Raw genomic sequence first — 22,505 nt, 5'->3', positions numbered from 1 at the left:
TGAACGGCTAAAAACAGAGTGAATTGCCCGGCATAATCAGCTTAATACAGCTGGAAGATACGGTAAAAAATGATTGCATTATTGTTGTAAAAAACGTATACTAACTCTCGTAAACTTCGCTTAGCCTGATTATTAAAGGGTTAGGACCTCACCGGACTAACTTTCCCCCCAGTAATCCCGGATTAAGTGATCGACAAACAGCTTTGAAACTGAAGAAGGGGGATTTTGCAATGGATACAATGGGAAGACATGTAATTGCAGAACTATGGAAGTGCAACATCGACAAGCTTAATGATATGGCATTTATTGAACGAACCTTCGTTGACGCCGCACTTGAAGCAGGCGCAGAAGTTAGAGAGGTCGCTTTTCATAAGTTCGCACCGCAGGGTGTCAGCGGTGTGGTGATTATCAGCGAGTCGCATTTGACGATTCACAGTTTTCCGGAACATGGGTATGCAAGTATTGACGTATATACGTGCGGAGACCGGATCGACCCGAACGTGGCAGCCGATTTTATTGCGAACGCACTTGGTGCTGGACGATCAGAAGTAGTTGAGGTACCACGAGGTATTGGACCGATTGAAGTCATGCAGAAATCAGGGGAAGGCTCATACAGCAGCACTTCTTCGTAAAATAGCATTATCGTTTTAAAACCGCTCCGGCAGATCAGCCGGAGCGGTTTTTTCAGGGTGGTGATCACGTCCTTTCAGGTAAATTATTTTGCATCTGCCTGTATTTGCGGATACTCGCTTTCTGGAGAGAACAGGCTCAGCTAGCTGCTTCTTTCTTTCGTTGGAAGCGATGGATCTTCACTTCGTTCTGAGCCGAGGTCCTCTGATGTCGGCAGGGGTATATACGCATCTCACTTTACAGCGCCGGAAATTTCCAGATGAAGGAATGCTGAGGATCGACTCGTTCCACCATTTTCCTGCTGATTCCATCCGATGCTCAGTCTTTGATTCCAAGCAATGCGTTTTGACCGGTCTGTCATATTCGATTGAATCAGCGGCCGTTTCTTGCTATTCTTAGAGAAGGCGAGGTGCATATAAATGGGAATCAAACAAACGTTGCAAAAAGCATTCAGTACCAGAACAGAAACAAACGAAAAACATCCGGACGAAACGCTGCAAACCCATTACTATAAAGCCATGAAAGATAAAGTGATGGCGGAGCTTCAGACAATGTTTTCCCAGAAGCAGGGGTACACGGTCAGTTCCGTATCAGAAGAGCATGGGGAAATTATCGTCAATACGACGTCTGGAAAAAAGCAATTTATCGTCATAACGGTCATCATGGTACGTCCGTACCGTACTGCGGTTGATTTTGCTGTGAATACGGATACCGTCCTGTTTACAGACTTCGGAAGCAGCGCCAAGATGGTGCGAAGCCTCTACAAAGAGCTGAACAGCAGGCTGACGTTCGTCGGTACGGCACTCGGAGATGAACTGAGCAGATAAAGTGAGGTGTCCGCAATGATATGTCCGCACTGTTCTCATAACGGAACAAAGGTATTAGATTCTAGACCGAGCGACGAAGGAAGAGCGATCCGGCGCCGCCGGGAGTGTGAAGCGTGCGGCTACCGCTATACAACTTTCGAGCGCGTTGAGAAAACGCCTCTGATTGTGGTAAAGAAAGACGGCAACCGGGAAGAGTTCAGCCGTGAAAAGCTGCTTCGCGGTCTGGTGCGGGCATGTGAAAAGCGGCCGATTCCGCTCGAGCGTTTGGAGCAGCTGACGACGGAAGTGGAAAAAGAGATGCGGAACCGAAGCGCATCGGAAATAAGCAGCAACGATATTGGTGAATACGTCATGCAGCATTTAGCTGATATCGACGATGTAGCTTACGTGCGATTTGCATCTGTCTACAGACAGTTTAAAGATATTAATGTATTTGTTGACGAATTGAAGGATCTGATCAACCGGGAAAACAAACGATCGTAACTACCGGGGCTGCCCCAGTCTGTTTCGGGGCGGCTCTTTTCTATGGAGGGATGACGACATGCGCTGGCAGGACATACAGCCCGCAACACCATTTACCGCCGTCATGTCCGCAGCGGTGCCGGACGAACGTGTCCGCTCGCTGACACTTTTATATCAGCCGCTTATCGGACCAGTCGCTTACAGCCTGTATATGATGCTCGCATCAGAGATCAGCATGAGTGCGGACCTCTCCATCCGGGGCACGCATAAACAGTGGATGACGCATACCGGACAGCCGCTGCCGATGCTGGCAGATGAACGGAGAAAGCTCGAAGCAATGGGGCTGCTCGACACATTTAAAAAGCAGGAAGACGGAGACAGCGTGTATTTATATGAGCTCAAGCAGCCGCTTTCGCCTGCCGACTTTTTTGCGGACGATTTACTGAGCGTGTATTTGTACAATCGAATAGGCAGCCGTGAACGATACCGCAGACTCCGGGAATCCTTTTCCGTACATAAATCAGATAAAAGCGGCTTTGAAAAAGTGACGCAAGGATTCGATGAAGTATTCACTTCGATCCATCCGTCTGAAATGCGAAGTACGTCCGGGGAAATGGCCGACGCTGTCTCGTCTGCCTCGATCCTGCAGGGGAGCGGCGACGAAGCCTCCTTCAGTTTTGGCAGTGAGGAGCTGACGCTCGAAGAAATTGCAGCTTATCTGCCTCCGTTCGTTAAACGGGAGGAGCTGTACACCGAAATCAATGAAACGTGTATTCGTCAAATTGCGTTTTTATACCGGTACAGCGCGGAAGAAATTGCTTATTTAATTCAGGATGCGATGCTTCACACCGATCATCTCGACGTAAAGGAGCTGCGTGAGGCCGCTAAAAGGCGATACCGTCTGCAGGAAAACGGCAAACCGCCGATGCTTGGCATGCGCAGCCAGCCGCCGCAGCTGCGCACCGTGCAAAAGAAGCCTGCTACTGACGAAGAGCGGCAGATTCAGTACTTTGAAACGACATCGCCTCTTGAATACCTGCATGCCTTGAGCGACGGGGCAAAAGTGTTCCCGGGCGACGTAGATATTATCGAAGAGCTGATGGCCGATTACGGACTTCCGGCAGGCGTTGTGAATGTTTTAATCGACTATTTGTATATCGTCAACAACGGCAATCTGGCGAAAGGGCTCGCTTTTAAAATCGCGACCCAGTGGAAGCGTAAAAAAGTAAAGACTGTCGCGGATGCGATGGCACTGGCCAAGCAGGAGCATGAAGGCAGAAAGAATTATGAACAAAAGCAGAAGCAGCCGCAGGGAAAACAGGTCAAGCAGCCTCTCCCGAAGTGGATGCAGGAGCCCCAGGAAGAAAAAAAGCAGGATGAGCAGTCTCTGCAGCGGGCCAGGCAGGAAGCGGAAAAATACAAAGCGCTGCTGCGCGAGAAAAAAGAAAAGAGAGGAGGATAAGCGATGGACCCGATTAACCAGTCGCTGCGCCGGTTTGGTGACGGACGGATTCAGGAGCGGCTGAACAAGCTGACGCGGGAAGTGACAGCAGACAGCAGAGTGGCGGCATTCTTAAACGAGCATCCGGAGATTGGCCGCGAAGCTGTTGAAAGCGGTCTGAACGACCTGTATCAGTATAAAGAACAGTGGCACAACTGCGATCACTGTCCTGGACTTGCCGCCTGTCCGAATGTGATGCAGGGCTATCAGCCGCAGCTCGATGCAGTGCGCGGGCGCATTCATCTTTCCTATCAGACGTGCCCGCTAAAGAGGCGGGACGACGAACGGAAAAGACACGAATCATTTATGAAGAGTCTTTACCTGCCGAAGGATATGCTGACTGTGACGTTCGATGACTTTGAGTCAGATACGGAAACCAGAACAGACGCCTACGTCAAAGCGCTGGCGTTTTGTACCAACACAGTACCTGGGGAAACGGCTAAAGGTCTTTACATCCACGGTCCATTCGGGGTCGGAAAAACGTTTTTGGTCAGTGCGATCGCCAACGAGTTTGCTGACCAGGAAGTAGAAACAATGCTCGTTTACACACCTGACTTTTTACGGGAGCTGAAAAGCGGAATTGCTGACGGATCCTATCAGGATAAACTCGATAACGTGAAACGGGCCAGCGTGCTGATTCTCGATGACATCGGCGCAGAGACGATGACGCCTTGGGTGCGGGACGAAGTATTCGGCTCCCTGCTGCAGTTCCGCATGATGGAAAAGCTGCCTACCGTCTTCACCTCTAATTTCAGCCTGGACGACCTGGAGCTGCACTTCGCCTCCACACAGACGCGCGGAGCGGAAAAGGTAGACGAACTGAAAGCGAAGCGGATCATGGAACGGATTCGTCACCTGACTGATGAAATCCCCATGAGCGGCCGCAACCGGCGGACAGACTGATGAATGGAGACAGAAGAAGCATGCCGTTTTCTATGCAAGCCTGCTCCGCTTTTCGCTAAAAGCTTCCCTTCAGCTATTTCCAGGAGTTCCCTCCGGAAAGCGAGGGTCCGCAGATGCAGGCAGATGCAAGGTAATTCACCTGAAATAACGTTATCAACACTCTGGGAGAAGCTGCCTGATCAAGGCAGCTTCTTTATTTAACAGGGAGGAGATGATCAGAAACACGTGCAGAAAGATAGATTTGGAGGGGAATGTACAGCTGGAACGTCTGCAGAAGCTGCGCGTGGACACAGACTGTTCACTGGTTGATTACAACGGTTTCTTTTTGACCGCCGCACAGAATGTGGTACGATAGGACAAGAGCTTGTAAGTTATGAATGGGGGATTCCTAGATGAGTATCGATGATATTCTGGAACGCTCTCGGAACGGGGAGCGAATTACTGTAGAAGATGCCATCCGTCTTTACGAATCAGATGAAGTAGAGAAGATGGGTGAGCTCGCAAACGAGAAGATGAAGCAGTGGCATCCGGAGCCGGAGACCACTTTTGTGATTGGACGCAACGTCAACTATACGAACTTCTGCGACACATACTGCCGTTTTTGTGCGTTTTACCGGCCTCCGAACGCGAAGGACGGCTATACGCTGGATAACGAAGTGATTTTTCAAAAGATCCAGGAGACCATCGATGTCGGCGGGACGGAGATTCTAATGCAGGGCGGTACGAACCCGAACCTGCCGTTCAGCTATTATACGGATCTGCTTCGCGAAATCAAGAAGCGGTTCGACATCACGATGCACTCGTTTTCACCTGCAGAGATTTACAAAATGGCCGATGTTTCCGGTCTGTCCGTCGATGAGGTTCTCAAGCAGCTGAAGGAAGCGGGATTGGACTCTGTACCGGGCGGCGGCGCAGAAATTCTGGATAACCGCACGAGAAGAAAGATCAGCCGGTTGAAAGGCACCTGGGAGCAGTGGATCGACTGCATGAAGGCTGTGAAACGCGCCGGCATGCATGGTACGGCTACGATGGTCATCGGCTTTGGCGAATCCATGGAAGAGAGAGCACTTCACCTGCAGCGTGTCCGAGACGCACAGGACGACGCAGACTGCTTCCTCGCCTTTATTTCCTGGACGTTCCAGCCGGAAAACACGAATATGAAAGGGGAAAAGGTGACGCCGCGTGACTACTTGAAAAACTTGGCGATTTCCCGTATTTTCCTCGATAACATTCCGAATTTCCAGTCGTCCTGGGTGACGATGGGACCTGAAGTCGGCAAAACGTCTCTTTCTTACGGCTGTAATGACTTCGGAAGCACGATGATTGAGGAAAATGTTGTATCAGCTGCCGGTGCTACGTATAAGGTCGACACGAATCTGATTTTGCGATTGATCCGTGAAGCAGGTAAAACGCCTGTCCAGCGTAATACGAAGTACAAGCACCTGCGCTCCTTTGCGGAAGGCGAGACAGTCGAAAAAGACTTTATTATGCAAAACTGACCAGCTCTTGATTTTTATGAGGAGCCCCGCTATACTAAGTTTCAGGTTCATACGCACAGCGTTGAGAAGGACGAGATCGTACTTGAAGGCCGGAACAGAGAGGGAAGCAGCCTGCTGAGAGCTTCCTGCGGTACGGGGTACTGGTTACCACCTTTGAGCATCCGTTTTGACCCGGGAAGCCGGCTAGAGGCGGACGGCTGCCGCCGTTAACGGCTGAACGAAGCGGGCTTTGGCCCGGAATAAGGGTGGAACCACGTCGGCACACGTCCCTTCTGATTTTTAAATCAGAAGGGACGTGTGCTTTTTTTGTGCTTGATCTTGCAGATATACTTAAAGGAGGAAGAAGACGATGGCAGAAATTCAGCTGACTTTTCCAGACGGCGCAGTGAAAGCATTTGAGGCGGGCGTAACGACAGAGGACGTAGCCCAGTCGATTTCACCGGGGCTTCGAAAAAATGCACTGGCAGGCAAGTGGAATGGAGAAGAGATTGATTTGCGCACACCAATTCAAGAGAGCGGAGATATTGAAATTATTACGTATCAGTCCGATGAAGGGCTGCATATACTCCGGCACAGCACGGCTCATTTGCTCGCGCAGGCTGTGAAGCGTCTCTATGGCAACGTGCAGCTCGGCGTTGGACCGGTGATCGAGGAAGGGTTCTACTACGACATCGATGTCGATGAGCCGATTACGAGTGAAGACTTGCCGAAGATCGAAAAGGAAATGAAGAAGATCATCGATGAGAATCATGAAATTAAACGAGTGGAAGTCTCCCGTGAGGAGGCGATCGAGCGCTATAAAGAAATTGGGGATGAGCTGAAGCTGGAGCTGCTGGAAGAGATACCGGCCGGGGAAACGATCTCGATATATGAGCAGGGAGAGTTTTTCGATCTCTGCCGGGGCGTCCACGTACCGCAGACGTCCAAGCTGAAGAAATTTAAGCTGATGCAGGTGAACGGTGCTTACTGGCGTGGCGACAGCAATAATAAAATGCTTCAGCGCATTTACGGAACTGCTTTTGTGAAGCAGCAGGAAGTCGATGATTACCTGCAGCTGCTGGAGGAGCGAAAAGAGCGCGATCACCGTAAACTTGGCAAGGAACTGGGCATTTTTGCAGTCAATCAGAAAGTAGGGCAGGGGCTGCCGCTATGGCTTCCAAACGGCGCAACGATCCGCCGCATCGTCGAACGTTACATCGTCGATATCGAAGAAAAACTCGGCTACAATCATGTGTATACACCGGTACTCGGCAGCGTGGATTTGTATAAAACATCCGGCCACTGGGATCACTATCAGGACGATATGTTTCCGGTGATGGAAATGGACGGCGAGGATCTTGTACTGCGCCCGATGAACTGTCCGCATCACATGATGGTGTACAAAAATGACAAGCACAGCTACCGCAATCTGCCACTGCGGATTGCAGAGCTCGGCACGATGCATCGGCACGAGATGTCAGGAGCGCTTGCGGGTCTGCAGCGCGTAAGAGCAATGACCTTAAACGATGCCCACATTTTCTGCCGTCCGGATCAGCTGAAGCAGGAATTCATCCGCGTGGTGGAGCTGATTCAGGCCGTGTACAGCGACTTCGGCATCAACGATTACTATTTCCGCCTTTCTTACCGAGATAAAGAAAACACAGAGAAATACGTGGATAACGACGAGATGTGGGAGAAGGCTCAGGATATGCTGAAAGAAGCCGTCGATGATATGGGCGTGGAGTACGTGGAAGCAGAAGGGGAAGCGGCCTTTTACGGACCGAAGCTAGACGTTCAAGTCAAGACAGCGCTCGGCAAGGACGAAACGCTCTCCACTGTACAGCTTGACTTCCATCTGCCGGAGCGATTCGACTTGACGTATACAGGGGAAGACGGCAAAGATCATCGTCCGGTCGTGATTCACCGTGGTGTCGTCTCGACGATGGAACGGTTTATTGCATTTCTGATTGAAGAATACAAAGGGGCATTCCCGGCCTGGCTGGCACCTGTACAGGTGAAGGCGATTCCGGTAAGCGACGTGCATCTTGACTACGTGAAGCAGGTCGAGGACCGGCTGCGACGTGAAGGTGTGCGGGTGGAGATCGATACGCGTGATGAAAAACTCGGTTATAAAATCCGCGATGCGCAAATGAAAAAAATACCTTATCTGCTCGTGCTGGGCGATAAGGAAATTGAGAGCAGCGGCGTCAACGTACGCCGATACGGACAAAAAGAAACAGAAGAAATGAGCCTTGAAGCGTTCGCCTCTCATATGAAGCAGACGATCGCCGATAAATCCAAGTAAGAGAAGCAGTTGACAGGAGCGGGCGTACCTGATAGAGTGTACTGGTGAACAATATACGGACTCCAAAGCAAGAAGAAGCGCCCGCTTCTCACCTGTTTCGTCATCAGTACGTTCAGGTTATCGTGGATCTATTTTACGATAGGTGAAGTGTGGGCGAAGTGTGCCCACGCTTTTTTTCTGCTTTCACGACACGTGAAAGCTCTTGCTTTGCTCCGAGACATTATGGAGGTGGCTCAATATTAGTAAGGATATGTTCGTCAACGAAAATATTCGTGCCCGTGAAGTTCGTCTGATTGGTGCAAACGGCGATCAGATCGGTGTGAAATCCAAGCAGGAAGCATTGGACATGGCCCGCAATGCTGACCTTGATCTTGTGATGGTAGCACCGAACGCAAAGCCGCCTGTATGCCGTATCATGGACTACGGTAAGTATCGCTTCGAGCAACAGAAGAAAGAAAAAGAAGCGCGCAAGAAGCAGAAAATCATTAACTTGAAAGAAGTTCGACTCAGCCCGAACATCGAAGAACATGATTTCAACACAAAGCTTCGCAATGCACGAAAGTTTCTTGAAAAAGGCGATAAAGTAAAGGCTGCGATCCGCTTCCGCGGACGTGCCATTACGCATTCCGAACTCGGCCGCAAAGTTCTCGTCCGTCTTGCCGATGAGTGCAAGGATCTCGCGACGATTGAACAGAAGCCGAAGATGGAAGGCCGCAGCATGTTCCTCGTGCTTGCGCCAAATAAAGAAAACGAAAAATAGAGCGGCGGCCTGTGATTCAGCCCACGACCGTTTCCGCTTCACCTTGAGACAACAACGATTTCTATAGCAGGAAAGGATGTTTGACCATGCCAAAGATGAAGACGCACAGCGGTGCATCAAAACGTTTTAAAAGAACAGGTTCCGGCAAGCTTAAGCGCAGCCACGGCTACACAAGCCACCTGGCGGCAAACAAGTCCCAGAAGCAGAAGCGTAAGCTCCGTAAATCTGCTCTCGTCTCTAAAGGCGACCAGAAGCGCATCAACGAGCTCGTAAAGTAACGAACAGATAACGGAAGCTGCAGCGCAGCCCGTGAAACTATATCATTTGAGGAGGGATTACGATGGCTCGAGTAAAAGGCGGATATGTATCCCGTCGTCGTCGTAAAAGAGTATTAAAACTAGCGAAAGGTTATTACGGTTCCAAACACCGTCTGTTCCGCGTCGCGCAGGATCAGGTAATGAAATCTCACCTGTATGCCTACCGTGACCGCCGTCAGAAGAAGCGTGACTTCCGTCAGCTGTGGATTACACGAATCAATGCGGCAGCCCGCATGAATGGTCTTTCCTACAGCCGTCTGATGCACGGTCTGAAGACAGCAGGAATCGACATGAACCGTAAAATGCTCGCTGATATCGCGATCAACGACGAGCAGGCGTTTGCAGATCTTGCTGCAAAAGCGAAAGAAAACCTGAAGTAATGAAACAGTCGGCTGCCCCGCACTTATGCCGGGCAGCCTTTTTTCATGGCCGCCGCGCTTTGTATGGCGGGCTTGGATATCGATGATGGAGGCAGTGTGGATGATAACAGCAGCGGTCTATTATATCACCGTCAATGCAATTGGAGCTGCGTTTTTTGCAGCGGATAAGCGAAAGGCCCGGCTCGGCAAGTGGCGGATTCAGGAAAAGACGCTGCTGCTTTGGGCATTTGCCGGAGCAGCGCCGCTGATGATCGTGACTGGAAGGCTTATCCGGCATAAAACGCGTACGCTTGTTTTTCGCGCCGGTATGCCGGCTGCTGTCCTGATCCACGCTGGATTCTGGATCTGGATGCTGATGTAAAGGAGTCTGGTAACGTGGAAGAACTGGAAACGACGATTTTTCAAGTCATTGAACAGGCAGGATGGCTCGCGCCGATCATTTTTGTGCTGCTGCACCTGTTCCGGCCATTCCTGTTTCTTCCGGTCGTCATTGTTTGTATGGCCGGCGGGTACTTTTTTGGTTTTGTACAGGGAAGCCTTTACTCCATTGCCGGTCTTGCCCTTATGTCCGCCGCCTTTTATGCGGTTGTGCAGAAGATGCCCCGTTTTCGCGAACGTGTGGCTCGTTTGAAAAAGAAAGTGTTTCACGACAGGCAGATGACAATCGGACAAGTCATGATTTTACGGATGCTCCCGTTTATTCATTTTCATCTGCTGTCACTTTACTTGATGGAGATGACGAACACCTTTCGACGTTACATGACGTACAGCGTGCTTGGCATTATTCTGCCGGCGATGCTGTTTACCGGCTTCGGGCATATTCTGGTAGAACTATCGTGGATATATGCACTGCCGATTCTCGGACTTCTCGCAATCGCTTTTTTCTATTTAGGCCGTCGGGAAGAGCGGCCTGATCCAATGCGCCCGTCGACGAGCAAGGCCGGATGATGGTTGGCTTCTCTTCCTTCGATTATCAGAAGCAGCGCATCGACAGCACTCAAAAAAGGCACTCATCCCTGACTGCGGGTGAGTGCCTTTTAAGGTGTCGTAACGGTTTAGGTTTTGGACTGCTTCTGCTGATTGCGCAGACGCTTAATGATATCATGCACCGGAAGGCCCCATTCGATCGATGCCTTCGGATAGCGGACAAGAATCTCTTTTTCCATCGTCTCAAAGTCAGCGAGCATCATCCCCCGCAGTTCATCGAGGTTTTCGGCCTGGATGACGATCGTTGTCACTTCTACTGACTGATCGGCAGTTCCGAGAAATTTTTCACCTTCAAACATGGCGCCCTGGGTTGTGATAAAAAGGTGGCGCCGCACGTTTTCCGGGTCGTCAAGCACGTAAAAGTCATGATTGCGTCTGGCTCTTTCCAGTTTGCGCGTGGGATCGGTTATATATTTAATGATACTGAAGGCGATGATTCCGACAGCGATAAGCAGAAAAAGCCGAAAAAGAATTACGGTCATCATGGTAATCTCTCCTTCTCTCAAGGTCGTACCAGAGTATCTGTATCTATCGTACACGCCAGATGATTTAAACGTAAAGAAATAGCTCTTGTTATGTTACGATAGAGCATGCGGGAAGGTTTCATCATGCATTGATTTTCCTGTTAAAAGACGTGAATAAGGCTCTGTATCAAGGGGAAAAAGAGCAGAAAAAGGAGACGGTTACATATGGATCTGCAGATGCTGTTTAAACGCCAGCAGGAGCTGGACAGTTATATTGAAGAAAAGCGTCAGGTCAAACCGGAGGACGTATTTGAAGAGAAGCTGCTGGCTTTTTCTGTGGAAGCGGGGGAGCTTGCCAATGAGGTCCGCAGCTTTAAATTTTGGAGCAGCCGCGGCCCTTCTGACGACCGTGTGATTTTAGAAGAATATGTAGACGGCCTGCATTTTTTGCTGTCAATCGGTAATACCCTTGCGCTGTCCCCGGAGGTCGATGAGGTGGACCTGGGACAGGAAAAAGCGGATAAGAAAGAGCAGACCGCAGCGTTTCTGGAGCTGTTCGCGGCTGTATCTCTGCTGCGAATTGAGCCGTCTGCTGAAACGTACGGCGCGCTGTTCTCCGCTTATTTGAATCTGGCAGGGCAGCTCGGATATTCGTGGGAGGATGTGACTCTCGCCTATCAGGCAAAAAACGAGGAGAATTATTCCCGGCAGGAAAACGGTTATTAATTCGATATACGAAGGAATTGAGACGAAGCCGGAAAAACGCTATACTGAACTAGAGTACATACTAACGGAATACAGGAGGATGATCGATCATGGATGAAATGCTCAGCATGCTGAAGGATCTGACAGACGCGAACGGCGTTCCAGGTAACGAACGGGAGCCGCGTGACGTCATGAAACGCTACATTGAACCGTTTGCGGACGAAGTCGAAACGGATCAGCTCGGAAGCCTGATTGCGAAAAAACACGGAAGCGTTCAAAACGGGCCGAAAATCATGGTGGCAGGCCACCTCGATGAAATTGGCTTCATGATTACAAATATTGATGACAACGGCTTTTTAAAATTTCAGTGCGTCGGCGGCTGGTGGGAGCAGGTGATGCTGGCTCAGCGTGTCACTGTCATGACCAAGGAAGGCGACATTCCAGGTGTCATCGGCTCGAAGCCTCCGCACATTCTTCCGGCAGAAGCACGAAAAAAGTCGGTTGATAAAAAGGAAATGTTCATTGATATCGGTGCCAAGGACCGGGCAGAAGCAGAATCTTTCGGCGTGCGCCCTGGCGATTCGGTCGTACCGGTTTGTGATTTCACGGTGATGAAAAACGAAAAGTACCTGATGGCTAAAGCGTGGGATAACCGCATCGGCTGTGCGATAGCAATTGAAGTGCTGCGCCGCTTGAAAGACGAAGATCATCCAAACACCGTCTATGGTGTTGGCACCGTGCAGGAAGAGGTTGGCCTGCGCGGAGCAAAAACGTCTGCCAATCAGATTCAGCCGGACATCGGCTTCGGTGTAGACGTGGGAATTGCAGGTGACACACCTGGTGTATCCGACAAAGACGCCCTTGCAAAAATGGGGGAAGGTCCACAGATCATCGTCTATGATGCATCGATGATTTCGCACAAAGGCCTGCGTGATTTCGTAACGGATACAGCAGATGCTGCTGACATTCCGTACCAGTTTGATTCGGTCCCGGGAGGCGGAACAGACTCTGGAGCCATTCATTTAACAGCGAACGGAGTGCCTGCCCTGTCGATCACGATCGCGACACGCTACATTCACACACATGCTGGTATTCTGCACCGGGATGACTTTGAAAACGCAGTGAAGCTAATCGTGGAAGTGATTAAAAAGCTGGATCGCGACACCGTCAACACGATTACGTTCTCGTAATAAGTAATGTGAACCTGCTCCCTGGTAAGGGGGCAGGTTTTTTATACAACCAGGCAGCTGGCTCTATGAAGGAAATTGGGCCTGCACCTGATTTTTTTAAATAAAAGGCAGATGTAGAAGCTTCAGGCTAAATCGCCGGATTGAAAAGAAGCTTCTTTTTATGTTTTATAAACATATTGGAAACGAATCTTTTAACAGGCAGGCTTTTACGTGCCGGACACCAATTAATCATAACTTGGGAGAAGAAAGAGACGTCAGAATAGCAGGACGATGCAATCTCATGTTGACGGGATGGGTCTGTTTCCCTATAATGCAGAGAGTTGTTTACTCTTCGGACGAAAGGAGCCCGCTGTTGAACTATTTTGTTAAACTATCTATTATTGTCGCGGCATCCATTTTACTCGGTTTTGCCTTCAACGTGTTTTTGCTGCCGCATGAAGTCCTGACGGGCGGCGTAACGGGTGTTGCCATGATCTTTGGGCTGATGACACCGGTCAATACAGGGTTTTGGATTATCATCCTGAACATTCCTATTGTCATCTTGGGCTGGATGAAACTCGGAAAAGAGTTTATTATAAACAGTATTATCTCTGTAGCGGTTACATCGGTGTCGATGCTCTACATTCCGATTGTGCAAATCACGGAGGACGCCCTGCTTTCTTCCGTTTGGGGCGGCGTCTTGACAGGGGTCGGCATCGGTTTAATCATTCGCTACTACAGTTCGACAGGCGGTTTTGACGTGATCGGAATCCTGCTCATTAAAAAATGGGACATTCCGCTCGGCGGACTGATTTTTGCGCTGAACTCCGGCGTCGTTGTCCTTTCCGGATTTTTCTTCGGCTGGGAGCTTGCGCTGTATACGATGCTCTCGATCTACATTACGGGAATTGTCATTGACCGGATTCACACCCGCCACGTGAAACTGAACCTCATGGTTGTCACTAGCCACGGGGAAGAGCTCCGGCGTGCGCTGCTGGAAAATCTCGTCAGAGGAATCACCGTGATTGACGGTCAGGGCGCTTACTCCCGTGAGGAGAAAAAAGTGCTTTATACGGTGATCACACGCTACGAGCTGGAAATAATCCGAAATGTGCTGAAGGATATTGATCCGGATGCGTTTGTCAGCATCAGTCAGTCGATGCAGGTGATGGGGAATTTCAGAAAAGACGATTAGTCCGGTATCACTGCCGGCATACAAGAGGGGGGAGTACCGGTGGAAGCTATCTCATCGGTCCAGAATCCACGAATTAAAGCATGGAAAAAACTGCAAAAGAAACGGGAGCGGGACCGCTCCGGCCTCTTTCTCGTAGAAGGCGAGCATCTTGTTGAAGAAGCGTTAAAAGCGGCAGTTTCTGTCAAAGAAATCATCATCCGGGAAGACCGGGAAATCCCGAAGCGCTGGCTCATTGATCATATTGAGCTGGTTTACGTGACGGAGCGGGTGATGACGGAGCTGGCGGAAACAGAGACGCCTCAAGGAATGATTGCAGTCTGCGAAAAGCCCGCGCTCGAAAACATCGTGTTTGAGTCTGGACGCTATCTGCTGCTGGACCGGATTCAGGACCCCGGAAATCTGGGCAGTATGCTCCGGACTGCAGAAGCAGCAGGACTGGAGGGCGTCATTTTTGGTGAGGGCTGCGCGGATCCATTTAACGGAAAAGTTGTTCGTTCCACCCAGGGTGCTATTTTTCATATTTACGTGCAGCAGATGGATCTGCACGATGCGGTGGATCGCTGCAGGGAGAACGGCATTCCCGTTTTTGGAACAAGCTTGAACGGCAGCACATTCACTGCGATAGAGCCGCAGGAATCCTTTGCGCTGCTGATGGGCAATGAAGGGGCAGGCGTCGAGCCGTCCCTGCTCGAGAAGACGGATCAGAATTTGTACATTCCAATATACGGGGAGGCAGAATCCCTGAACGTTGGAGCTGCAGCCGGCATTTTGATCTATCATTTGCGCGGAGATTAAAAAGCAATTGAAAAGCGTCTCCGATCCTTATATAATGAACTACAGATCGAATCATTGAACGCGATGAAGGAGAGCAGTAAGCGGATTCATCTTTTTGCCAGGGAGACAGTGCCGAAGACTGGAAGCACTGTTCGAAAAGAACCGCTGAATTCACTCCCGAGCTGGTGCCGGAGTAAGCTGATCAGCTGAAAAGGCAGCCCGGAAGGAAGACCGTTATCTTCCTGTTTGAGAGAACAGAAGCAGCTGCTTCTGTTAACTAGGGTGGTACCGCGAAGTCTTTTCGTCCCTCGGTCCGGGGCGGGAAGGCTTTTTTTCGTGGCAGGACCCCGATGCAAGAATGGATGACGCGGTTTATATTTGAAGGAGGTAATGACAGTATGCTGGAACGTCTGCAGGAACTGCACGATGAAGCAGTAGTAAAAGTAGCAGAAGCGCAGGACCTTGATTCCCTGCAGCAGGTACGGATCTCTTACCTGGGGAAAAAGGGCCCGATCACAGAAGTGATGAAAGGAATGGGAAAGCTTTCTAACGAAGAGCGCCCGGTCGTCGGCGCAAAAGCCAACGAAGTGCGTCAATCGGTGCAAAAGCTTATTGAAGAGAAGGAGCAGACGCTTCAGGCGGCTGCTGTGCAAAAGCAGCTGGCAGAAGAAAGCATCGATGTGACGCTTCCCGGCAGACCGGTAGCGCGCGGTGCACGTCACCCGCTTACGTCAGTGGTGGAGACGATTGAAGATATCTTTACCGGCATGGGCTTTCAGGTGGCAGAGGGACCGGAAGTGGAAACCGACTATTACAACTTTGAATCACTGAACCTGCCGAAGCACCATCCGGCACGAGATATGCAGGACACGTTCTTTGTCACACCGGATCTGCTGCTGAGAACGCAGACATCCCCCGTGCAGACACGGACGATGGAGAAGCATGAGGGCAAGGGGCCGGTTAAGATCATCTGCCCTGGTAAAGTGTATCGCCGTGACGAAGATGATGCGACCCATTCCCATCAGTTCATGCAGATTGAAGGTCTTGTTGTCGATAAAGGCATCCGTATGAGTGACCTGAAGGGCATGTTTGAAGCCTTTGTAAAAAGTTATTTCGGAGAAGACCGGGACATGCGGCTTCGTCCGAGCTTCTTTCCATTCACAGAGCCGTCTGCTGAGCTGGACGTTTCCTGCGCTATGTGCGGCGGAAAAGGCTGCAGAACGTGCAAGGGAACCGGCTGGATTGAGGTTCTGGGTTCCGGTATGGTGCACCCGAACGTGCTGAAAATGGGCGGATTTGATCCGGAGGTTTATTCCGGGTTCGCATTCGGCATGGGTGTCGAGCGTTTTGCAATGCTGAAATACGGGATCGACGACATCCGTCATTTTTACACGAACGATACCCGTTTCTTGGAACAGTTTATCAGAGAATAGAAAAGCGAAGGAGGAAGCAGCGTGCTTTTATCATATAAATGGCTGAGTGATTATGTGGATTTATCCGGCATTACGCCGGAAAAACTGGCTGAGGAACTGACGCTTCACGGTGTCGAGGTTGATGCCGTTCAGGAGCTTGGAGCAGACATTACGAACCTTGTCGTCGGTAAAGTCGTTTCCTGTGAGCAGCATCCGGATGCGGATAAGCTGAAGGTCTGCCAGGTTGATATCGGGGAAGAAGAAGCCGTTCAGATCGTATGCGGAGCTCCAAACGTGGCGGAAGGCCAGTCTGTGGCCGTTGCCCGTGTCGGAGGCCGTTTGCCTGGCGGGATGAAAATCAAGCGGGCTAAGCTGCGAGGGCAGGTTTCAGAAGGAATGATCTGTTCTCTGCAGGAGCTTGGCTTCGAAGGAAAAGTAGTGCCGAAGAAATACAGCGAAGGCATTTTCGTTTTCCCTGAAGAAGTGGTACCAGGAACAGATGCGAAGGAGCCGCTTGGTCTAGATGACACAGTGCTGGAGCTGGATCTTACGCCGAACCGGTCGGACTGCCTGAGCTATCTGGGAGCTGCTTACGAAGCGGCTGCCGTACTCAACCGCGACGTCTACATGCCTGAGCCTCGCATTGTGCCTGCAAAGGACCGGACCGAGGAATTCGTCAACGTCAGAGTGGAAGCAGATGAATGGAACCCGTACTACGGAGCTACGATGATCCGCGGTGTCCAAGTAAGTGAATCCCCGCTCTGGCTGCAGACCGCGCTGATGGCAAGCGGCGTGCGCCCGCTGAATAACGTAGTCGATATTACGAACTACGTGCTGCTTGAATACGGGCAGCCGCTGCATGCGTTCGACTTTGACCGCTTCGGTTCGGATGAAGTAGTCGTGCGCCGCGCTGAGCAGGATGAAACGATGACAACGCTTGACGGCGAGGAGCGGACTCTGAGCGCCGAGCATCTCGTCATCACGAACGGTACTCGCCCAACGGCACTTGCCGGGGTCATGGGAGGAGCTGACTCTGAGGTGGAAGCAACCTCGGAAAACCTGCTTCTGGAATCGGCTTACTTTAAGCCGGAAACCGTCCGGAAAGCCCAAAAGGATCTCGGCATCCGCAGTGACTCGAGCATCCGCTTTGAAAAAGGAGTAGATCCGAACCGCGTAGCAGCCGCTGGCGAACGTGCCGCTTCTCTCATTCAGCAGCTGGCCGGCGGTGTCGTGTTAGCCGATCCGGTGGAGCACGATACGCTGAACCGCGATGAGCTGGAGCTCGATGTTCAGGCAGACCGGATCAATGCTTCACTGGGCACAGACATGTCAGCAGATGAGATGACGTCGGTGCTGGAACGGCTCCGCTTTCCTGTGAAGGAAAAGAAAGGAACCCTTCACGTGACGGTCCCGACACGGCGGCAGGACATCTCCATCGAACCGGATATCGTGGAGGAAGTGGCTCGTCTTTACGGCTATGACAACATCCCGGTTACACTGCCGAATACGCCGTCGACAAAAGGCGGTCTTACCGTCGCACAAAAGCGAAAGCGCCGCATCCGCCGCTTTTTGGAAAGTGCGGGCATGCACGAAGCAGTAAGCTATTCGTTGACGACAGCAGAAAAGGAAGCACACTTCCGCAGCAAAGAGGAGCCTCGTGTATCAGTCGCTTTGCCGATGAGCGAGGACCGAAGCAGCTTGCGCACGACGCTGATTCCGCATCTGCTGGAAGCGCTCAGTCACAACCGCAACCGGAATTTGTACAACGTATCGCTGTTTGAGCTTGGTTCTGTGTTTCACACGGCTGAAACAGATGTAACGAAGCAGCCTGAAGAAAAAACGTATCTCGCCGGTGCATTTACAGGCTTGTGGGAATCGCATGAGTGGCAGGGAGAAAAGAAGCCGGTCGACTTTTTCGTTGTGAAAGGCGTTGTAGAAGGACTGCTCGCGGAGCTGAAGGCGGAAGTTTCCTTTGAAAAAGCGGAACGAAGCGGATTGCATCCAGGGCGTACGGCTTCTGTGCTGATCCATGATCGTCCGGCAGGCGTCATCGGTCAGCTTCATCCGGATACAGCAAAAGCGTTCTCGCTCCCGGAAACGTACGTCGTAGAGCTCGACATCGACGCCTTGCTGAAGGCAGAGGAAAAAACGGTTCGCTATCGCCCGATTCCGCGCTATCCGTCTGTCGACCGAGACATTGCACTGGTCGTTGATCAAACTGTCAGTGCAGCAGAACTGGAGCGGATTATAAAGGAAAACGGCCAGCCGCTGCTGGATCGGGTGCATCTGTTTGATTTGTATGAAGGCGAGCACATTGCTCCCGGAAAGAAATCAGCTGCCTTCTCGCTCCGTTACTTGGACCGCGACAAGACGCTTACCGAGGAAGATGTAGCGTCCGTCCACCAAAACGTGCTGGACGCACTGGAACAGAAGGCTGGAGCTCAGCTGCGCCAGCAGTAACGCGCGACCAGCTGATCATGATAAACTGCCGAAGAGGGCTCTCCAACGCGGAGAGCCCTCTTCGTTAATACTACCGGTGGTTTATGCGCCAGGCTCATCCGGTCCGTTACGTCTGAACGACGCGGTCCGTATTGGAGAAGTGCCATTTTACGGACTGGCGCAGCGTATCTTCGCCGTGCAGGCGCAGGACGTCGCGGGCGGCCTGGTCGACTTTCGGGCCTGCTCCTTTTGGAATCGGAACGCCAAGCTTTTTCGCCAGCTTGTCCATTTCCTGAAGGAACGCATATCGTGCGAGGATCGAGCCAGCTGCGACAGCCGGGTGCATATCTTCTGCTTTTGTGGCAAAATAGATCGGAATCGAATCCGGCCACTGCTTGCCGCTCTGCTTTAAATAGTTAAAATAGCCTTCCGGTTTGACGAACTGATCGATAAACACGCCGTCGTAGGGTGTTTTGCTTTCTTGGAGCTTCCGGATCACGCCTTTGATCGCCTCGTGGTGAAGGAGAGCCTTCATCCGGCCTTGGTTCATGCCCTGCTGCTGAAGCTCATTGTATTTTTCGTTGCGTAAAATGGTCAGACTGTATGTGCATTGCTTCAATAGCTTTGGCGCGGTCTGGCGGATTTCCGGATCGGTAATCGTTTTGGAATCACGCAGGCCGAGCGCTTCGGTCTGTTGAAGCTGATCGCTCGTTAAATGAACGGCCACGACCGTCATCGGACCAAAGTAATCTCCAGTACCGGTTTCATCGCTTCCAATGACAGACAAAGAGCGAATATCAGCAGGCGGAGCCCACCGGTGCGAAGCAGGCGCCGGACGTTTGCGGACCGCTCCTCCAGAAGAACGGCCCCACTTTGACGCTTCGGCGTCAGCCTGCTTGCCTTGAAATAGTACCTTGCCGGACTTATAGGCTGTAACGGTACAGCCGGATGTCTTCGCCTGAAAGACAGCGCCCTGCGGCGGTGACTGAATCGAGCCGGCATAATGCTTTTCCATACTGTTCAAAAGCTGCCGGTCTGCTTGGATGACCTGCTGTCCCATGTATGTAACCTCCTTGATTGCGATACCTTTTCGATTGTACCAGAAAGGTCCGTGCTTGATTCACATGAATTTATTTTTCATCTGTCCCTCTGTCATGTTATGATAACAGGTAGTCTATGCTGTCATGTCAGGGGGGACTATTGTGGAACAGGATGAGGAAAAAATCCGTACGATTGTGAAAATAGCGAATCAAACGTATACCGTGATCGGAAAGGAATCATCAGACCACGTAAGGGAAGCTTCCGAACTGGTTGATACTAAAATGAAGCAGCTCCGTGAGTCCAATCCTTATCTGACATCGACACAGCTGGCTGTACTGGCAGCATTGAACATCAGCAACGAATACGTATCGCTGAAGCGCCAGCAGGAGAATGAGACGAAAGACGAGGATGGGACAACATGATTTTGAGTTTATTTTTACTGCTAATGCTTGCCGTAAGTTTTTCTGTCGGCTACCGGCGGGGTTTCATGCTGCAGATCGTACATATTGCAGGACTGGCAGCGGCGTTTATTGTCGCATGGCTGTACTATGAGCCGTTTGCACAAATGATTCAACTGTGGATACCATTTCCCCAGCTGCCGTCTGAGAGTTCACTTGAATTGTTAAATGAAGCTTTCGGTACAGAACGGGTTTACTATAACGGAATTGCATTTGTCATTATTTTTATCGTCGTTAAAATCATTGCGCAGATCATTGGTTCGCTGTTCGATTTTATTGCGAACCTGCCGATTCTGCACTTTTTCAATAACTGGCTCGGAGCGGTGCTCGGACTGGTAGAGGGTCTGATTATTATTACGATCCTGCTCCACCTGGCTGCTTTGATTCAGGTCGATTTTCTGCAGGAAATTCTGCAGTCATCATCTATTGCTCAATGGATTTTCTACTACACACCGATCGTTTCCAATGAACTTCGTGAGCTTTGGCTCCAGGGAAGCTGGGACTGATACGCTGATTAAAGAGCCTGTTTTTCTGCGCTAGCGTAGCTGAAACAGGACTTTTTTATGCCGGGAGGATACGACTATGAATAAAAAAGAGATCATCAAAACGCTTGAAACGATTGCTGTCTATTTAGAAGTAGAAGGAGCGAACGCGTTTCGCGTGTCGGCTTATCGTAAAGCTGCCGGGGCATTGGAACGCGATGAGCGCAGCATGGAGGAGCTTGACGATCCGGCGGCGTTATCCGGTATCGGCAAAGGGACCGCAGGCATCATTACCGATTTGCGCGAAACAGGAACGACCGAGCTGCTGGAGGAGCTTCGGGAAAGCATCCCTGAAGGTCTGATCCCGTTGTTGAAGCTGCAGGGCCTCGGCGGTAAAAAGATCGGGCGCCTCTACCGGGAGCTCGGGGTAACCAATGCAGCAGAACTGAAGGAAGCCTGTGAAGCAGGCAGGGTGGAAGAGCTGAGCGGCTTCGGAAAGAAATCACAGGACAAAATCCTCGCCGCCGTTGAGGATATGGGGAAACGGCCGGAAAGGCTGCCGGTTGCAGGAGTGATGGGCGCCGTGCATGATTTGCAAACGCGGCTTCAGGCAGCTGATGCTGTAACCAGATATGAGCTTGCAGGCAGCTTTCGAAGAGGCCGGGAAACGGTAAAGGACCTCGATTTCATTATCAGTACGGAAGAGCCGGAGGACGTTAAGGAGCTGCTGCTCGGACTGGGAAACATTCATGCCGTGATCGGCAGCGGCGATACGAAAATATCGGTCGAACTCTCCTACGATGATACGATCGTACCGGTTGATTTCAGGCTTGTAGAGGACGGTGCCTTTGCTACGACGTTGCATCATTTTACCGGGTCGAAGGATCATAACGTCCTGATGCGTCAGCTGGCAAAGGAGCGCGGTGAAAAGATCAGCGAATACGGTGTGGAGGATGCTGACGGAAACGTCAAGCAGTTTGATACGGAGCAGGCCTTCTTTGCCCATTTCAATCTTCCTTACGTGCCGCCTGAACAGCGTGAAGGCAGAGACGAACTGGAACAGTCGTTTGATGACCTTGTTGCTCTGGAAGACGTGAAGGGTGACCTCCATATGCATACAACGTGGAGTGACGGAGCGCAGTCGATTCAGGAAATGGCCGAAGCGTGTATCGCAAAAGGCTACTCGTACATGGCCATCACAGATCATTCGAAGTTTCTGCGTGTAGCAAACGGATTAAATGAAGAGAGACTCGCCCGGCAGCATGAAGAAATACGCTCCACGAATGCAGATATTCTTATTTTTACAGGGACGGAAATGGACATACTGCCCGACGGATCACTTGATTTTGAAGATGATATCATTAGCGGCGTAGACATGGTTATCGCCTCCATTCATTCGTCTTTCCAGCAGTCAGAGGAAGAAATCATGAAACGCCTGGAGGCCGCTTGCCGTAATCCATACGTGACGATGATCGCACACCCGACAGGAAGACTAATTGGCAAAAGAGACGGGTACAAAGTGGACATGAAGCGATTGATTGAGCTTGCTGCAGAGACCGGCACCGTGCTGGAGGTAAATGCGAACCCGAGCAGGCTCGATTTGTCTGCGGAGCATCTGCGCATGCTGCTGGATTCCGACGTGCGGATTGCGATCAACACAGATGCTCATCACTTTGATATGCTGGAGGATATGGAGTCCGGCGTCAAAACGGCGCGGCGGGCAGGAATACCGCGAGACAGGATCATTAATACGTGGAGTGCAGACGACTTGAAGGCGTTTCTTCAAACGTTCCGCACAAAGTCATAAGGAGAGAAA

The 22,505-nt window shown here is 51.0% G+C and carries 23 protein-coding genes and 2 other annotated features; of the genes, 21 read left to right on the top strand and 2 right to left on the bottom strand.

The window, feature by feature from the left end; genetic code table 11:
* The first annotated feature begins 230 nt into the window (after window positions 1–230).
* The 12 genes from speD (at window position 231) to ACSZLD_RS01065 (ending at window position 10,511) form a co-directional block, all read left to right on the top strand.
* Window positions 231–632, top strand: coding sequence for an adenosylmethionine decarboxylase (speD, locus tag ACSZLD_RS01120; protein ID WP_377910112.1), 402 nt, complete (start codon window positions 231–233; stop codon window positions 630–632).
* 417 nt (window positions 633–1,049) lie between these two features.
* Entirely contained in the window at window positions 1,050–1,457 is a 408-nt protein-coding gene (locus ACSZLD_RS01115; protein WP_377910111.1) for a DUF1499 domain-containing protein, read from the top strand.
* A gap of 15 nt (window positions 1,458–1,472) precedes the next feature.
* On the top strand, window positions 1,473–1,940 hold the full coding sequence (nrdR, locus tag ACSZLD_RS01110; RefSeq protein ID WP_444684106.1) for a transcriptional regulator NrdR: 468 nt from the start codon (window positions 1,473–1,475) through the stop codon (window positions 1,938–1,940).
* 58 nt (window positions 1,941–1,998) lie between these two features.
* Window positions 1,999–3,381, top strand: a complete 1,383-nt coding sequence (locus tag ACSZLD_RS01105; protein WP_444684000.1) for a replication initiation and membrane attachment family protein — start codon at window positions 1,999–2,001, stop codon at window positions 3,379–3,381.
* 3 nt (window positions 3,382–3,384) lie between these two features.
* Window positions 3,385–4,323, top strand: a complete 939-nt coding sequence (gene dnaI, locus ACSZLD_RS01100) for a primosomal protein DnaI (RefSeq protein WP_377910109.1) — start codon at window positions 3,385–3,387, stop codon at window positions 4,321–4,323.
* A 392-nt stretch (window positions 4,324–4,715) separates the two neighbouring features.
* On the top strand, window positions 4,716–5,822 hold the full coding sequence (gene mqnC / locus ACSZLD_RS01095; protein ID WP_444683999.1) for a cyclic dehypoxanthinyl futalosine synthase: 1,107 nt from the start codon (window positions 4,716–4,718) through the stop codon (window positions 5,820–5,822).
* 349 nt (window positions 5,823–6,171) lie between these two features.
* On the top strand, window positions 6,172–8,106 hold the full coding sequence (thrS, locus tag ACSZLD_RS01090) for a threonine--tRNA ligase (RefSeq protein WP_444683998.1): 1,935 nt from the start codon (window positions 6,172–6,174) through the stop codon (window positions 8,104–8,106).
* A 63-nt stretch (window positions 8,107–8,169) separates the two neighbouring features.
* Window positions 8,170–8,288: a sequence feature (ribosomal protein L20 leader region), on the top strand.
* A 68-nt stretch (window positions 8,289–8,356) separates the two neighbouring features.
* The gene (infC, locus tag ACSZLD_RS01085) at window positions 8,357–8,866 is read left to right on the top strand and encodes a translation initiation factor IF-3 (RefSeq protein ID WP_377910106.1); all 510 of its coding nucleotides are present in this window, start codon (window positions 8,357–8,359) and stop codon (window positions 8,864–8,866) included.
* An 86-nt stretch (window positions 8,867–8,952) separates the two neighbouring features.
* Window positions 8,953–9,144: a 50S ribosomal protein L35 gene (gene rpmI, locus ACSZLD_RS01080; RefSeq protein WP_168005323.1), complete on the top strand. Its 192-nt coding sequence runs from the start codon at window positions 8,953–8,955 to the stop codon at window positions 9,142–9,144.
* Between the two features lie 62 nt (window positions 9,145–9,206).
* Complete coding sequence (rplT, locus tag ACSZLD_RS01075; RefSeq protein ID WP_168005324.1) at window positions 9,207–9,563, top strand: 50S ribosomal protein L20; 357 nt, start codon at window positions 9,207–9,209, stop codon at window positions 9,561–9,563.
* A gap of 100 nt (window positions 9,564–9,663) precedes the next feature.
* Window positions 9,664–9,924 (top strand): DUF1294 domain-containing protein, encoded by a 261-nt coding sequence (locus ACSZLD_RS01070; protein WP_444683997.1) that lies wholly within the window; start codon window positions 9,664–9,666, stop codon window positions 9,922–9,924.
* 14 nt (window positions 9,925–9,938) lie between these two features.
* Window positions 9,939–10,511, top strand: coding sequence for a TVP38/TMEM64 family protein (locus ACSZLD_RS01065; protein WP_377910104.1), 573 nt, complete (start codon window positions 9,939–9,941; stop codon window positions 10,509–10,511).
* Between the two features lie 107 nt (window positions 10,512–10,618).
* Here ACSZLD_RS01065 and ACSZLD_RS01060 read toward each other — a convergent pair whose 3' ends face one another.
* Window positions 10,619–11,035, bottom strand: coding sequence for a sigma-w pathway protein ysdB (locus tag ACSZLD_RS01060; RefSeq protein ID WP_444683996.1), 417 nt, complete (start codon window positions 11,033–11,035; stop codon window positions 10,619–10,621).
* Between the two features lie 204 nt (window positions 11,036–11,239).
* Here ACSZLD_RS01060 and ACSZLD_RS01055 point away from each other — a divergent pair, with 204 nt between their 5' ends.
* From ACSZLD_RS01055 to pheT, 6 genes are all read left to right on the top strand, one after another.
* Window positions 11,240–11,740 (top strand): dUTP diphosphatase, encoded by a 501-nt coding sequence (locus tag ACSZLD_RS01055; protein ID WP_444683995.1) that lies wholly within the window; start codon window positions 11,240–11,242, stop codon window positions 11,738–11,740.
* 89 nt (window positions 11,741–11,829) lie between these two features.
* Complete coding sequence (locus ACSZLD_RS01050; protein ID WP_377910101.1) at window positions 11,830–12,909, top strand: M42 family metallopeptidase; 1,080 nt, start codon at window positions 11,830–11,832, stop codon at window positions 12,907–12,909.
* A gap of 352 nt (window positions 12,910–13,261) precedes the next feature.
* Window positions 13,262–14,083 carry a YitT family protein gene (locus tag ACSZLD_RS01045; protein WP_377910100.1) on the top strand — a complete coding sequence of 274 codons (822 nt, stop codon included), beginning with the start codon at window positions 13,262–13,264 and terminating at the stop codon, window positions 14,081–14,083.
* Between the two features lie 39 nt (window positions 14,084–14,122).
* A complete protein-coding gene (locus ACSZLD_RS01040) occupies window positions 14,123–14,878 on the top strand; it encodes a TrmH family RNA methyltransferase (protein ID WP_377910099.1) in 756 nt (251 codons plus the stop codon).
* A 54-nt stretch (window positions 14,879–14,932) separates the two neighbouring features.
* Window positions 14,933–15,169, top strand: a binding site (T-box leader).
* Window positions 15,170–15,255: 86 nt separating this feature from the next.
* Window positions 15,256–16,290, top strand: coding sequence for a phenylalanine--tRNA ligase subunit alpha (gene pheS, locus ACSZLD_RS01035; protein WP_377910097.1), 1,035 nt, complete (start codon window positions 15,256–15,258; stop codon window positions 16,288–16,290).
* A 21-nt stretch (window positions 16,291–16,311) separates the two neighbouring features.
* Window positions 16,312–18,729: a phenylalanine--tRNA ligase subunit beta gene (pheT, locus tag ACSZLD_RS01030; RefSeq protein ID WP_444683994.1), complete on the top strand. Its 2,418-nt coding sequence runs from the start codon at window positions 16,312–16,314 to the stop codon at window positions 18,727–18,729.
* Window positions 18,730–18,835: 106 nt separating this feature from the next.
* Here pheT and rnhC read toward each other — a convergent pair whose 3' ends face one another.
* On the bottom strand, window positions 18,836–19,768 hold the full coding sequence (gene rnhC, locus ACSZLD_RS01025) for a ribonuclease HIII (protein WP_377910095.1): 933 nt from the start codon (window positions 19,766–19,768) through the stop codon (window positions 18,836–18,838).
* A 142-nt stretch (window positions 19,769–19,910) separates the two neighbouring features.
* On the opposite strand from rnhC, the gene zapA reads away from it, so the two are divergent.
* The 3 genes from zapA to polX all read left to right on the top strand — a co-directional run bounded on the left by zapA (window position 19,911) and on the right by polX (window position 22,496).
* Window positions 19,911–20,171 (top strand): cell division protein ZapA, encoded by a 261-nt coding sequence (gene zapA, locus ACSZLD_RS01020; protein ID WP_377910094.1) that lies wholly within the window; start codon window positions 19,911–19,913, stop codon window positions 20,169–20,171.
* Window positions 20,168–20,713 (top strand): CvpA family protein, encoded by a 546-nt coding sequence (locus ACSZLD_RS01015; RefSeq protein ID WP_377910093.1) that lies wholly within the window; start codon window positions 20,168–20,170, stop codon window positions 20,711–20,713. Before zapA ends, ACSZLD_RS01015 begins: the two co-directional genes overlap by 4 nt.
* Before the next feature lie 76 nt (window positions 20,714–20,789).
* Complete coding sequence (polX, locus tag ACSZLD_RS01010) at window positions 20,790–22,496, top strand: DNA polymerase/3'-5' exonuclease PolX (protein ID WP_444683993.1); 1,707 nt, start codon at window positions 20,790–20,792, stop codon at window positions 22,494–22,496.
* Window positions 22,497–22,505: the final 9 nt, after the last annotated feature.

Source organism: Alkalicoccus luteus (assembly GCF_052061695.1).
Classification (GTDB): Bacteria; Bacillota; Bacilli; order Bacillales; family Salisediminibacteriaceae; genus Alkalicoccus; species Alkalicoccus luteus.
The sequence above is the reverse complement of the archived record's forward strand: the minus strand, read 5'-3'. Positions and strand labels throughout refer to the sequence as shown.

What these genes read in the sequence shown, in the direction of transcription:
- speD (WP_377910112.1), top strand. Translation starts at nt 231, where the DNA reads ATGGATACAATGGGAAGACATGTAATTGCAGAACTATGGAAGTGCAAC.
- ACSZLD_RS01115 (WP_377910111.1), top strand. Translation starts at nt 1,050, where the DNA reads ATGGGAATCAAACAAACGTTGCAAAAAGCATTCAGTACCAGAACAGAA.
- nrdR (WP_444684106.1), top strand. Translation starts at nt 1,473, where the DNA reads ATGATATGTCCGCACTGTTCTCATAACGGAACAAAGGTATTAGATTCT.
- ACSZLD_RS01105 (WP_444684000.1), top strand. Translation starts at nt 1,999, where the DNA reads ATGCGCTGGCAGGACATACAGCCCGCAACACCATTTACCGCCGTCATG.
- dnaI (WP_377910109.1), top strand. Translation starts at nt 3,385, where the DNA reads ATGGACCCGATTAACCAGTCGCTGCGCCGGTTTGGTGACGGACGGATT.
- mqnC (WP_444683999.1), top strand. Translation starts at nt 4,716, where the DNA reads ATGAGTATCGATGATATTCTGGAACGCTCTCGGAACGGGGAGCGAATT.
- thrS (WP_444683998.1), top strand. Translation starts at nt 6,172, where the DNA reads ATGGCAGAAATTCAGCTGACTTTTCCAGACGGCGCAGTGAAAGCATTT.
- infC (WP_377910106.1), top strand. Translation starts at nt 8,357, where the DNA reads ATGTTCGTCAACGAAAATATTCGTGCCCGTGAAGTTCGTCTGATTGGT.
- rpmI (WP_168005323.1), top strand. Translation starts at nt 8,953, where the DNA reads ATGCCAAAGATGAAGACGCACAGCGGTGCATCAAAACGTTTTAAAAGA.
- rplT (WP_168005324.1), top strand. Translation starts at nt 9,207, where the DNA reads ATGGCTCGAGTAAAAGGCGGATATGTATCCCGTCGTCGTCGTAAAAGA.
- ACSZLD_RS01070 (WP_444683997.1), top strand. Translation starts at nt 9,664, where the DNA reads ATGATAACAGCAGCGGTCTATTATATCACCGTCAATGCAATTGGAGCT.
- ACSZLD_RS01060 (WP_444683996.1), bottom strand. Translation starts at nt 11,035, where the DNA reads ATGATGACCGTAATTCTTTTTCGGCTTTTTCTGCTTATCGCTGTCGGA.
- ACSZLD_RS01055 (WP_444683995.1), top strand. Translation starts at nt 11,240, where the DNA reads ATGGATCTGCAGATGCTGTTTAAACGCCAGCAGGAGCTGGACAGTTAT.
- ACSZLD_RS01050 (WP_377910101.1), top strand. Translation starts at nt 11,830, where the DNA reads ATGGATGAAATGCTCAGCATGCTGAAGGATCTGACAGACGCGAACGGC.
- pheS (WP_377910097.1), top strand. Translation starts at nt 15,256, where the DNA reads ATGCTGGAACGTCTGCAGGAACTGCACGATGAAGCAGTAGTAAAAGTA.
- rnhC (WP_377910095.1), bottom strand. Translation starts at nt 19,768, where the DNA reads ATGGGACAGCAGGTCATCCAAGCAGACCGGCAGCTTTTGAACAGTATG.
- ACSZLD_RS01015 (WP_377910093.1), top strand. Translation starts at nt 20,168, where the DNA reads ATGATTTTGAGTTTATTTTTACTGCTAATGCTTGCCGTAAGTTTTTCT.
- polX (WP_444683993.1), top strand. Translation starts at nt 20,790, where the DNA reads ATGAATAAAAAAGAGATCATCAAAACGCTTGAAACGATTGCTGTCTAT.